Source organism: Rhizobium metallidurans (assembly GCF_014196505.1).
GTDB classification, from domain to species: Bacteria; Pseudomonadota; Alphaproteobacteria; order Rhizobiales; family Rhizobiaceae; genus Rhizobium; species Rhizobium metallidurans.
On the sequence record NZ_JACIDW010000008.1, the window covers coordinates 165058 to 176467 of the forward strand.

Here is an 11410-nt window from a genome sequence, read left to right on the forward strand (position 1 = left end):
ATTAGTGGCGGCGGCGGTCGAGCACGACGCAATAGCGGGCCGGCGCGGGGCCGGGATTATGAAAGACATGGCCTTCGGCCACGGGCATGAACAGGCAATCGCCGGGAAGCAGGCGATGCACGGTGCTGTCGCCGGTCGTCATCTCCATCTCGCCATCGAACATCCAGATATGCTGGGTCATGCCGCTGGCCGCCGCATGCGGCGGAAAGCTGACGCGGGCGCCGGCCGGGAACTCGACATCGACGATATCGACATCCGACGTGGTGCCCGGCGGCGAGACGGCGCGCCTGATATAACCGGTCTCGGGATCGCGCCAGACCTGCTGGTCCTGCCGGCGCGATAGCGGCGCGGCCTCGCCCTCCTCGGCGAAGAAGGCCGACAGCGACAGGCCGAGCGCGGCGCAGACGCGGGCAAGCAGGGCCGCGGTCGGGCTCGCCTCGCCGCGCTCGATGCGCGATATCATCGCCCGGCTGACGCCCGAGGCGGCGGCGAGATCGTCGAGCTTCAGGTTTCTGTCGGTTCTGAGCCTGCGTATCCTGACGCCGATCGCGGTTTCGAGTTCCTGTTCCATTATCCGATCCAGATTTCTACTATAATAGAAATGCATGGTTCGATCGTGGAATCAAGCCCTGTTTTCACGGCGCGGCGGCGCGACTTATCGTAAACGAAACCCTGCTTTTCCGCTTTGCGGCAAGGGGATGCGCTGCTATATGGCGCGCATGAGCACCAATTCTTCGCGCACGCCCCTCGACCATATCCGCAACTTCTCGATCGTGGCCCATATCGACCACGGCAAGTCGACACTGGCCGACCGCCTGATCCAGTCGACCGGCGGCCTTGCCGAGCGCGACATGTCGGAGCAGGTGCTGGATTCGATGGATATCGAGCGCGAGCGCGGCATCACCATCAAGGCGCAGACCGTTCGCCTGCACTACAAGGCAAACGACGGCGAAACCTATATCCTGAACCTGATCGACACGCCCGGCCACGTCGACTTCGCCTATGAAGTCTCGCGTTCGCTGTCTGCCTGCGAGGGCTCGCTGCTCGTCGTCGACGCCTCCCAGGGCGTCGAGGCGCAGACGCTCGCCAACGTCTACCAGGCGATCGACAACAATCACGAGCTGGTCACGGTCCTCAACAAGATCGACCTGCCGGCCGCCGAGCCCGACCGAATCAAGGACCAGATCGAGGAAGTGATCGGCATCGACGCCTCGCAGGCCGTGCTGATCTCGGCCAAGACCGGCCTCGGCATTCCCGATGTGCTGGAGGCGATCGTGCACCAGCTGCCGGCGCCGAAGAGCGAAGCCGGCGAGAAGGGTCCGCTGAAGGCGCTGCTCGTCGACAGCTGGTACGATACCTATCTCGGCGTCATGGTTCTGGTGCGCATTCTCGACGGCGTGCTCTCCAAGGGCATGACCATCCGCATGATGGGAACGGACGCCAAGTACCAGGTCGAGCGCGTCGGCGTGCTGACGCCGAAGATGCTGGCCGTGGACAGTCTCGGCCCGGGCGAGATCGGCTTCTTCACCGGCTCGATCAAGGAAGTGGCCGATACCCGCGTCGGCGATACCATCACCGAGGACAAGAAGCCGACGGCGAAGGCGCTGCCGGGCTTCAAGCCTGCTCAGCCCGTCGTGTTCTGCGGCCTCTTCCCCGTCGATGCGGCGGATTTCGAGGATCTGCGCGCCGCCATGGGCAAGCTGCGCCTCAACGATGCGTCCTTCTCGTTCGAAATGGAAAGCTCGGCGGCCCTCGGCTTCGGCTTCCGCTGCGGCTTCCTCGGCCTGCTGCATCTCGAGATCATCCAGGAGCGCCTGGAGCGCGAGTTCGACCTCGACCTGATCGCCACGGCCCCTTCGGTGGTCTATCAGCTGACGATGACCGACGGTTCGGAACGCGAGCTGCACAACCCGGCCGACATGCCCGATGTGGTCAAGATCTCCGAGATCCGCGAACCCTGGATCAAGGCGACCATCCTGACGCCGGACGATTATCTCGGCGGGATCCTGAAGCTCTGCCAGGATCGTCGCGGCATCCAGACCGAACTCACCTATGTCGGCAAGCGCGCCATGCTGACCTACGAGCTGCCGCTCAACGAAGTGGTGTTCGATTTCTACGACCGCCTGAAGTCGATCTCCAAGGGCTATGCCTCCTTCGACTATCATCTGGCCGATTACCGCGAGGGAAACCTCGTGAAGATGTCGATCATGGTCAACGGCGAGCCGGTCGACGCGCTGTCGATGCTCGTGCACCGCTCGGCTGCCGAGAAGCGCGGCCGCGACATGTGCGAGAAGCTGAAGGACCTGATCCCGCGGCACATGTTCAAGATCCCGATCCAGGCCGCGATCGGCGGCAACGTGATCGCCCGCGAGACGATCTCGGCGATGCGCAAGGACGTGACCGCCAAGTGCTACGGGGGCGACGCATCACGCAAGCGCAAGCTGCTCGACAAGCAGAAGGAAGGCAAGAAGCGCATGCGGCAGTTCGGCAAGGTCGACATTCCGCAGGAAGCCTTCATCGCCGCCTTGAAGATGAAGGACGAGTAAGTCCTCTTTGCTTCTTCCTGATATGCGCATATCATATGCGCATATCAGGAGACCGATCATGCCTCAGACCCGTCGCAAGGCCGCCAACCTGTCGCTCGACAGCGAGCTCGTCGCGCAGGCGCGCGAACTGAACCTCAATGTTTCCAAGGCCGCCGAAGACGGCCTCAGGCGCGCCATCAAGAGCGAGCGCGAACGGCTGTGGCTGATCGAGAACGCCGAGGCGATCGATGAAGCGAACGCCTACGTCGAAAAACATGGGCTGCCCTTCGCCAAATACCGCACATTTTGATGGCGCGCTTCCATGTCTACGAGGTGGGCGACGGCTATGCTCTCGATGTGCAGTCGAACCTGCTTGATCGACTGCAAACGCGTGTGATGATTCCGCTGGTTGCCGCCAGCCATGTCATCAACATCATGTCGAGGCTCAATCCCGTCGTCGTGGTCGGCGGCAAGACCTATCTTATGTCCACCGAGCGCATGGCATCCATTCCGCTGTCGGAAATCGGCGTGGAAATTGCCGATCTGACACCGCGAAGCGACGACATCACCGCAGCCCTCGATTTTCTCTTCCAGGGCTTCTAGCTAGGCGTTCTTCGCCATGTAATCCTTGGTCAGCTTTTCGTAATCCTGCATTTCAGGCAGGGCTTCGTAGCTGTGCGTCGCGCCGGTTTGCGCGAAAGCGAGCTTCTCGCGGGTCCACGTCTCTATGAAGGGCGTGAACCAGCTGGCATCGTCGAGCATGGTCGGTCGCAGGTTGACGAACCACTCCATGCCTTCCGTTTTCGTGAACATCCACGTCATGCAGTGCGGGCAGAAATAATGGTGCGACATGGCGCCGTGCAGGCCGCCGACGACGGGTTCGCCGCTGGTGATCTCGAAGCCCTCGGAGGGGATCGCCACGCTCAGCGAAAAGGCGCTCGACGACATGGTCTGGCAACCGGTGCAGTGGCACGCCATGGTCAGAAGCGGCCTGGCGCTGATCTTCAGTCGCACGCGGCCGCAGCGGCAGCCACCCTCGCTCGGCAAATTCAATTGGCTCATGTCTGTCTCCAGGGTTGTCACCGAGATGATAGCGTCCGGCTGACAGAGATGAAGGGGGCGTTGCAAACAAATGCGCCCCGACGACGAATTCTCAACCTGCGGGACGAGGCCGCCACGCATCCATCGCTGACCGTGCAGCGTTGAAAACGCGAAATAATCTGTCGCGAGCGCGACATATCCGTACCTGTCGGTGAATCGGCAGCGGTCAATACATGTTCAATCCAAGATTGTCTATTTCATCGCTTAGACAAGAGCAAAACATCTGTTGGGAACGTCGCGCCAACGCCATGCCGACGGCGAAATATCGGCTTCTAACCGGCTAATCGCGCTGTTTTCGCCCGGTTTTCCCCGTTATCCGCCGCGTTCGTTTTGGGGCTTGCAACGTTCGACCTTTACGATAGGTTGCGCATTGACTTGTACGTAACAGGTCACCATGGGAACAACGACGAATAAAAGGCGCTAAAAGCCTAGAAAGGTGGGACCCACATGAACTTCCCCACGAAGACGATTCTGGCCTCCGCGATATTTGGCTCGATGCTGGCATTCTCCGCGCAGGCAGCCACGATCAACATCCACAATGGCGGCGATCCGCAATCGCTCGATCCGCAAAAATTGTCCGGCGACTGGGAGAACCGTATTGCCGGCGACATCTTCGAAGGCCTGGTGACCGAGGACGCCAAGGACAATCCGGTCGCCGGCCAGGCCGAGAGCTGGACGATCTCCGACGACCGCAAGGTCTATACCTTCAAGCTGCGCGACGGCATCAAATGGTCCGACGGCCAGCCGGTGACCGCCGGAGACTTCGTCTTCGCGTTCCAGCGCCTGGTGGACCCGAAAAACGCCGCCGACTACGCCTATCTGCAATTCACCATCAAGAACGCCGAGAAGATCAACAAGGGCGAGATCACCGATTTCAGCCAGCTGGGCGTCAAGGCGATCGACGACAAGACGCTCGAGATCACGCTTGAAAGCCCGACCCCCTACTTCCTCAACGCGCTGATGCACTACACGGCCTATCCACTGCCGAAGCATGTCATCGACGCCAAGGGCGCCGACTGGGTGAAGATCGGCAACATCGTGACCAACGGTCCCTACACGCCCACCGAATGGGTTCCGGGCTCGCATGTGACGACCAAGAGGAACGACAACTACTGGGATGCCGCGAACGTCAAGATCGACGGCGCCAAATTCTTCGTGCTCGAGGACCAGCAAGCCGCGCTGAAGCGCTACCGCGCCGGCGAATTCGACATTCTGACCGATTTTCCGACCGACCAGTACGAGTGGATGAAGAAGAACCTGCCGGGCCAGGCGCGTGTCGCCCCCTTCTCCGGCCTCTACTACTACGTCATCAACTCGCAGAAGGGCCCGACCGCCGACAAGCGCGTGCGCCAGGCGCTGTCCATGGCGATCAATCGCGAGGTCATCGGCCCGCAGATCCTCGGCACGGGCGAGCTGCCGGCCTACTCATGGGTTCCGCCGGGCACCGCAAATTACGGCGAGCCGGCCTATGTTTCCTGGAAGGACCTTCCCTACAAGCAGAAGGTCGAGGACGCCAAGAAGCTGCTGGCGGAAGCCGGTTTCGGCCCCGACAAGCCGCTGACCCTGGAACTCAAGTACAATACCAACGATAACCACAAGCGGATCGCGGTCGCGATCGCGGCCATGTGGAAGCCGCTGGGCGTCAATGTCGAGCTCGTCAACGCCGAGACAAAGGTGCATTACGACCAGCTGAAGCGCGGCGACGTGCAGGTTGGCCGCGCCGGCTGGCTGGCCGACTACAACGATCCGGACAACTTCCTGAACCTGCTCGTGAGCGGCGTGCAGATGAACTATGGCCGGTGGTCGAATCCCGAGTACGACAAGCTGATCAAGGACGGCAATGCCGAAACCGATCTGACGAAGCGAGCGGAGCTGTTCAAGAAGGCCGAGCAGATGGCGCTAGACGACAGCGCGGCGATTCCGATCTACTACTACGTTTCCAAGAACGTGGTTTCGCCCAAGATCGACGGCTTCGTCGACAACATCCAGGACATCCACCGCACCCGCTGGCTGTCCATCAAGGAATAACGAGAGGCATTGTCTTCACCCTGCCCGGGGGTGATCGCAGCTTGATAAAGGCCCTCTCTGGCCTGCCGGCCATCTCCCCCACAAGGGGGGAGAAGACCTGCCGCGCCAACCTGCCCCAATCACGCTTCGGCGGATCGGCTGGGTCAAGCCCTCCCCTTGTGGGGAGGGTTGGGAGGGGTCTTTACCCACGCTATTGCCTTCGCTTGCGGGCGAACCAGTTTCGACTGGCCGCGAGCATGCGAAAGACCCGGTGCAGGAAAGACCGTCACCACCATGATCAATTATGCATTCCGTCGATTGCTGTCGACGATCCCCGTCATGTGGATCGCCGTGACAGCCTGCTTTTTCGTTCTGAGACTTGCCCCCGGCGGGCCGTTCGATGGCGAAAGGCCGTTGCCGCCAGTGATCCTCCAGAACCTGGCGGCGCACTACAATCTCGATAAGCCGCTGATCCAACAGTATCTCTATTATGTCGGCGACCTGCTGCAGGGCAATCTCGGCCCCTCCTTCGCCTCGGAGGACTTCACCGTCGCGCAGCAGATCATGATCGGCCTGCCCTACACGTTCACCATCGGCACCGCGGCCTTTCTGCTGGCGATCGTCATCGGCGTCGCCGTCGGCTGTCTCGGGGCGTTCTACCAGAACAAGGCGCCGGATTACATCCTGGGCGCGCTGATCCTGGTGGGCGTCGTGCTGCCGAACTTCCTGATTGCCCCGATCCTGCAACTGATCTTCGGCATCCAGCTGCAATGGCTGCCGGTGGGCGGCTGGGGCAACGGATCGCTGAAATTCCTGGTGCTGCCGGTGGTCGTCCTGGCGCTGCCGCATGCCGGCCGCATCTCGCGCATCACGCGCGGCTCGATGATCGAGGTGATGGGGCAGAATTTCATCCGCACCGCGAAAGCCAAGGGCATCGGCCCGCGTCTGACGATCATGCGCCACGCGCTGAAGCCGGCGATGATGCCTGTCGTGTCCTATCTCGGACCGGCGGCGAGCTATCTTCTCACCGGCTCGCTGGTCGTCGAAAGCGTGTTCGGCCTGCCCGGTATCGGCCGCTACTTCGTCACCGCCGCATTGAACCGCGACTACGGCATGGTTCTCGGCACGGTCATCTTCTACATGGTGCTGATCGTGTTCCTGAACCTTCTCGTCGACATCGCCTATGCCTGGCTCGATCCGAAAGTGAGAAACCGATGATCCTCAATCCCGCAAAGAGAGATCTTCTCGCGGCCGAACTGCTGGAAGCGGAAGGTCTCAGCCCCGTCAGCCGGTCGCTGACCCGCGATGCACTGCGCCGCCTCTGTCGCAACAAGGCGGCTGTCGCCTCCATCGCCGTCCTCGTCCTGCTGGTGCTCGCCGCCTTCGTCGGCCCGTATCTCATCCCCTTCGGCTACGAGGATCCTGACTGGGCGGCCTTCCGCTCGCCGCCTTCGCTTGCCGATGGCCACTATTTCGGAACCGACCCCAACGGCCGGGATCTGCTCGCCCGCGTGCTCTACGGCACCCGCGTCTCGCTTGCCGTGGCGCTGACGGCGACGCTTGTCTCCGTCGTCATCGGCGTGCTCTATGGCGCGATCTCGGGCTACATGGGCGGGCGCATCGATGCCGTGATGATGCGCTTCGTCGACATCATGTACGCCTTCCCCTACATCCTCTTCGTCATCCTGCTGATGGTCATCTTCGGCCGCAACGTCTACCTGCTGTTCGCGGCGATCGGGGCGCTCGAATGGCTGACCATGGCGCGCATCGTGCGTGGCCAGACGCTTTCGCTCAAACAGCGCGAATTCATCGAGGCGGCCCGCGCCTCCGGCCAGAAGCCATTCAAGATCATTACCCGGCACATCATTCCCAATCTCGTCGGGCCCGTCGTCATCTTCGCGGCGCTGACGGTGCCCGAAATCATCGCCACGGAGAGCTTTCTCTCCTATCTCGGCTTCGGCGTGCAGGAACCGCTGACGTCATTGGGAACGCTGATCTCGGAAGGAACCGACGCCATGGAGAGCATGCCCTGGCTGCTCGTCTTCCCGGCCGGCTTCCTCGTTGCCCTGCTGCTCAGCCTGCTGTTCATCGGCGACGGCCTGCGCGATGCATTCGACCCGAGGGATCGCTGACATGACAGATCACATTAGAAACGAAACCCTTCTGCAGTTGAGGGATTACTCGATCAGCTTCCGCACGCCCGAGGGCGAGGTGAAGGCGGTCTCCAACATGAACCTGACCATCCGGCGCGGCGAACGGATCGCCATCGTCGGCGAGAGCGGCTCCGGCAAGAGCCAGACCTTTCTCGGCGTGATGGGACTGCTCGCCAAGAATGGCCGGACCAGCGGACAGGCGCTGCTCGAAGGGCGCGACGTGCTGTCGCTGAAGCCGCGCGAGCTCGATGACGTACGCGGCAAGGACATGGCCATGGTGTTTCAGGACCCCATGACCGCGCTCAATCCGTCGCTCAGGATTTCCCGGCAGCTGACCGAGCAGCTCGAGGTGCATCGCGGCGTTACCGCGCGTGCGGCCTCGGCCGAAGCACTGGACATGCTGAAGCGTGTCGGGATCCCCGATCCATCCAGGCGCTTCAACCTCTATCCGCACGAGCTCTCCGGCGGCATGCGCCAGCGCATCGTCATCGCCATGGCGCTGCTGACCAAGCCGAAGCTGTTGATCGCCGACGAGCCGACGACGGCGCTCGACGTGACCATCCAGGCGCAGATCCTCGACCTCTTCAACGATCTGACGGCCGAGATGAATACCGCGCTGGTCATGATCACCCACGATCTCGGCGTCGTCGCCGGGCTCGCCGACCGGGTGGCCGTGATGTATGCCGGCCGCATCGTCGAGGAGGCGCCGGTGGACGAGCTGTTCGAGAACCCGGCGCATCCCTACACGGCGGCGCTGCACGCCTCGATCCCACGCCCGGACCAGGATGTCGACCAGCTCGCCGTCATTCCCGGCCGGCCGCCGAACCTGCAGCACCTGCCGAAAGGATGCAGCTTCTCGCCGCGCTGTCCGCTCGTGCAGAACGACTGCATCGACGCCTCGCCGCGCCTCGATACGCAGGCGCCGCGGCATCTGGCGGCCTGCTTCCATGCCTTTCCACGCCTCGAGGAGGTTCTGACCAATGGCTGAACGATCACTTCTTCGGGTGGAGAACCTGACGACCCAATTCGACGTTCCCTCCAAGGGCTTCTTCAAGCCGCCACTGACGCTGACGGCCGTCAACGATGTCAGTTTCGATCTCAGCGAGGGCCGGACGCTTGGCATCGTGGGGGAATCGGGCTGCGGCAAGTCGACCCTCGGGCGCTCGATCCTCAGGCTTTTGAAGGCGCAGAAGGGCCGCATCCTGTGGCAGGGCCGCAACCTGCTCGACCTCTCCGACGAGGAGATGCGGGCGGCGCGGCGCGACATGCAGATCATCTTCCAGGACCCGATCGCGTCGCTCGATCCGCGCATGACGGTGGGCGACATCATCGCCGAGCCGCTGACGGTGTTCGAGCCGAAGCTGACGCGGGCGCAGCGCGCCGAGCGGGTACAGGAGATCATGGCCGCCGTCGGCCTCGTGCCCGAGATGATCAACCGCTATCCGCACGAATTCTCGGGCGGGCAGGCGCAGCGCATCGGCATTGCCCGGGCCGTTATCACGCGGCCGAAGCTGATCATCTGCGACGAGCCTGTATCGGCGCTCGACGTGTCGATCCAGGGCCAGGTAATCACGCTGCTGCGCAAGCTGCGCAAGGAATTCGGCCTGACGCTGATCTTCATCAGCCACGACCTTTCCGTCGTGCGGCTGATTTCGGACGACGTGCTGGTGCTTTATCTCGGCAAGGTGGTGGAGGCCGGCGATTGCGCGACGGTGTTCGACAAGCCGGCGCATCCCTATACGCAGGCGCTGTTTTCGGCAGCCCCCATCCCGGACCCGAAGCTGGCGCGCAACCGCCAGCGCATCCGCCTGCAGGGCGACCCGCCATCGCCGCTCAACCCGCCAAAGGGCTGCGTCTTCTCCCCGCGCTGCTGGAAGGCGACCGACATCTGTCGAACCGAAATGCCACCGAGCGAGGAGGTCAGGCCCGGCCAGACGGCGGCCTGCTACCACATGGAGCGCTGACGATCCGATGGCCACGCTATCCATCCGTGGCCATCGGCCCGCCATGGGTTCGCGCGCGTAACACCCCTTGATCGCGGATCATACTGTGGCTGATGCGTAGTTTTTCGGCCTTCCCTCCGTCGCCGGTTGCTCTATGGTGCACTCATCAACGTGGAGGGGTTTCATGCGGATGCTGTTTCTCGTTGTCATGCTGCTCCTGACCGGTTGCGGTCATCCGAGCGGCGTGATGACGCCCGTGGCGCTGACGGCGACGACGCCGAAGACAACCCGTGTCAACATGCTGGTGGCGACCACGCGCGAACCCTCGGGCGATCCGGCGACGCTCTTCAACGGCGAGCGAAGCCCCAAGCCATCGCTGACCGCGGTGTCCGTCTCCATTCCGCCGAACCGCAAGCCGGGCACCGTGCAATGGCCAAGCCGCCTGCCGCCGAACCCGGCCACGGACTTCGCCGTCACCTCGGTGCAGCAGATCGGGACGGTGAAGGAAGGGCGCGGCTGGCTCAGCCAGAACATGCGCAACGGCCATGCGCTGGTCTTCGTCCATGGCTTCAACAACCGATACGAGGATTCGGTCTTCCGGCTGGCGCAGATCGTCAACGACAGCGGCATGGACGCGACGCCGATCCTTTTCACCTGGCCGTCGCGCGCGCAGATCACCGCCTATGAATATGACAAGGAAAGCACCAATTATTCGCGCACCGCGCTGGAGCAGGCGCTGAGAACGCTGGTCAACGACCCCAATGTCAAGGACATCACCGTGCTCGCGCATTCGATGGGCACGTGGCTGACGATGGAATCGCTGCGGCAGATGGGCATTCGTGACGGTCGCCTGAACAGCAAGATCCGCGACGTCATCCTCGCATCCCCCGATATCGACATCCAGGTCTTCGCCAAGCAATATGCCGAGATGGGCACGCCGCGGCCGAAGTTCACCATCTTCGTGTCGCAGGACGACAGGGCTCTGGCCTTCTCCAGCTTCATCACCGGGCGCGTCTCCCGACTGGGGGCGATCGATCCCACGGCCGAGCCTTACCGCACGAAGCTGGAAGAGGCAGGCATCACGGCGATCGATCTCACGAAGGTCAACAGCAACGACCGGCTGAACCACGGCAAATTCGCCGAAAGCCCTGAGATCGTGCAGCTGATCGGCCAGCGCCTGATGACCGGCCAGCCGCTGACCGACAGCAATGTCACGCTCGGGCAGGGCATCACCGCGGTTGTCGGCGGAACGGTCACCAATATCGGCACGGTCGCGGCGACCGCGGTCGCCGTGCCGGCGACAATCATCGAGGCGCCGATGACCCGCCCGCAGAAAAACAAGCCGGCGACGGCCAAGGAAACGCTGCAGGGCGACCTGAAGGAGCAGCAGCTGACGCAATAGGCGGGTTGCCGCCGGGCTTGATGGCGGAAGCCGGAGCCGAGACCAGGAGGATTCAATCTCGAGCTGGCGAGGAGCGCGATCACTGCGCCGCGCGCGGTGTTGCCAATACATGTCCGCGCACGCCAAAATCCCGCGTTGTGCGGGCTTTGTTTGTCTTGTCTTATGTGATTTCAGTCTTTGGAATGATTGGTTGCGGGGGCAGGATTTGAACCTGCGGCCTTCAGGTTATGAGCCTGACGAGCTACCGGGCTGCTCCACCCCGCGCCAGCGTAAATCCCT

Annotated in this window: 11 protein-coding genes and 1 tRNA gene; 9 read left to right on the forward strand and 3 right to left on the reverse strand. The window is 62.6% G+C overall.

Translation table 11 applies throughout. The features are described 5' to 3' along the window. Window position 1 precedes the first annotated feature (1 nt). Entirely contained in the window at window positions 2–571 is a 570-nt protein-coding gene (locus tag GGQ67_RS14360; protein ID WP_183900820.1) for a helix-turn-helix domain-containing protein, read from the reverse strand. Window positions 572–710: 139 nt separating this feature from the next. Between GGQ67_RS14360 and lepA the strand changes: the two genes are divergently transcribed. The 3 genes from lepA to GGQ67_RS14375 are packed head-to-tail and all read left to right on the forward strand — an operon-like array spanning window position 711 to window position 3128. Further along, window positions 711–2546: a translation elongation factor 4 gene (lepA, locus tag GGQ67_RS14365; RefSeq protein ID WP_183900821.1), complete on the forward strand. Its 1836-nt coding sequence runs from the start codon at window positions 711–713 to the stop codon at window positions 2544–2546. A 58-nt stretch (window positions 2547–2604) separates the two neighbouring features. Further along, window positions 2605–2835, forward strand: coding sequence for a type II toxin-antitoxin system CcdA family antitoxin (locus GGQ67_RS14370; protein ID WP_183900822.1), 231 nt, complete (start codon window positions 2605–2607; stop codon window positions 2833–2835). Further along, a complete protein-coding gene (locus GGQ67_RS14375; RefSeq protein WP_183900823.1) occupies window positions 2835–3128 on the forward strand; it encodes a CcdB family protein in 294 nt (97 codons plus the stop codon). The genes GGQ67_RS14370 and GGQ67_RS14375 overlap by 1 nt, the downstream gene beginning before the upstream one ends. Here GGQ67_RS14375 and GGQ67_RS14380 read toward each other — a convergent pair whose 3' ends face one another. After that, complete coding sequence (locus GGQ67_RS14380) at window positions 3129–3587, reverse strand: GFA family protein (RefSeq protein ID WP_183900824.1); 459 nt, start codon at window positions 3585–3587, stop codon at window positions 3129–3131. Window positions 3588–4073: 486 nt separating this feature from the next. Here GGQ67_RS14380 and GGQ67_RS14385 point away from each other — a divergent pair, with 486 nt between their 5' ends. The 6 genes from GGQ67_RS14385 to GGQ67_RS14410 all read left to right on the forward strand — a co-directional run bounded on the left by GGQ67_RS14385 (window position 4074) and on the right by GGQ67_RS14410 (window position 11131). Beyond that, on the forward strand, window positions 4074–5654 hold the full coding sequence (locus GGQ67_RS14385) for a peptide ABC transporter substrate-binding protein (RefSeq protein ID WP_183900825.1): 1581 nt from the start codon (window positions 4074–4076) through the stop codon (window positions 5652–5654). A 273-nt stretch (window positions 5655–5927) separates the two neighbouring features. Continuing rightward, window positions 5928–6851 carry an ABC transporter permease subunit gene (locus GGQ67_RS14390; RefSeq protein WP_183900826.1) on the forward strand — a complete coding sequence of 308 codons (924 nt, stop codon included), beginning with the start codon at window positions 5928–5930 and terminating at the stop codon, window positions 6849–6851. After that, window positions 6848–7765, forward strand: a complete 918-nt coding sequence (locus GGQ67_RS14395) for an ABC transporter permease (protein WP_183900827.1) — start codon at window positions 6848–6850, stop codon at window positions 7763–7765. The genes GGQ67_RS14390 and GGQ67_RS14395 overlap by 4 nt, the downstream gene beginning before the upstream one ends. Window position 7766: 1 nt before the next feature. Beyond that, window positions 7767–8774, forward strand: coding sequence for an ABC transporter ATP-binding protein (locus tag GGQ67_RS14400; RefSeq protein WP_183900828.1), 1008 nt, complete (start codon window positions 7767–7769; stop codon window positions 8772–8774). Next, window positions 8767–9750, forward strand: a complete 984-nt coding sequence (locus GGQ67_RS14405) for an ABC transporter ATP-binding protein (protein ID WP_183900829.1) — start codon at window positions 8767–8769, stop codon at window positions 9748–9750. The genes GGQ67_RS14400 and GGQ67_RS14405 overlap by 8 nt, the downstream gene beginning before the upstream one ends. A gap of 163 nt (window positions 9751–9913) precedes the next feature. Beyond that, complete coding sequence (locus tag GGQ67_RS14410; RefSeq protein WP_183900830.1) at window positions 9914–11131, forward strand: alpha/beta hydrolase; 1218 nt, start codon at window positions 9914–9916, stop codon at window positions 11129–11131. 187 nt (window positions 11132–11318) lie between these two features. On the opposite strand, the gene GGQ67_RS14415 is transcribed toward GGQ67_RS14410, so the two are convergent. After that, a tRNA-Met gene (locus GGQ67_RS14415) sits at window positions 11319–11395 on the reverse strand. Window positions 11396–11410: the final 15 nt, after the last annotated feature.

Bases quoted from the DNA above. Each gene is read 5' to 3' on its own strand.
- GGQ67_RS14360 (WP_183900820.1), bottom strand. From the start codon at position 571: ATGGAACAGGAACTCGAAACCGCGATCGGCGTCAGGATACGCAGGCTC.
- lepA (WP_183900821.1), top strand. From the start codon at position 711: ATGGCGCGCATGAGCACCAATTCTTCGCGCACGCCCCTCGACCATATC.
- GGQ67_RS14370 (WP_183900822.1), top strand. From the start codon at position 2,605: ATGCCTCAGACCCGTCGCAAGGCCGCCAACCTGTCGCTCGACAGCGAG.
- GGQ67_RS14375 (WP_183900823.1), top strand. From the start codon at position 2,835: ATGGCGCGCTTCCATGTCTACGAGGTGGGCGACGGCTATGCTCTCGAT.
- GGQ67_RS14380 (WP_183900824.1), bottom strand. From the start codon at position 3,587: ATGAGCCAATTGAATTTGCCGAGCGAGGGTGGCTGCCGCTGCGGCCGC.
- GGQ67_RS14385 (WP_183900825.1), top strand. From the start codon at position 4,074: ATGAACTTCCCCACGAAGACGATTCTGGCCTCCGCGATATTTGGCTCG.
- GGQ67_RS14390 (WP_183900826.1), top strand. From the start codon at position 5,928: ATGATCAATTATGCATTCCGTCGATTGCTGTCGACGATCCCCGTCATG.
- GGQ67_RS14395 (WP_183900827.1), top strand. From the start codon at position 6,848: ATGATCCTCAATCCCGCAAAGAGAGATCTTCTCGCGGCCGAACTGCTG.
- GGQ67_RS14400 (WP_183900828.1), top strand. From the start codon at position 7,767: ATGACAGATCACATTAGAAACGAAACCCTTCTGCAGTTGAGGGATTAC.
- GGQ67_RS14405 (WP_183900829.1), top strand. From the start codon at position 8,767: ATGGCTGAACGATCACTTCTTCGGGTGGAGAACCTGACGACCCAATTC.
- GGQ67_RS14410 (WP_183900830.1), top strand. From the start codon at position 9,914: ATGCGGATGCTGTTTCTCGTTGTCATGCTGCTCCTGACCGGTTGCGGT.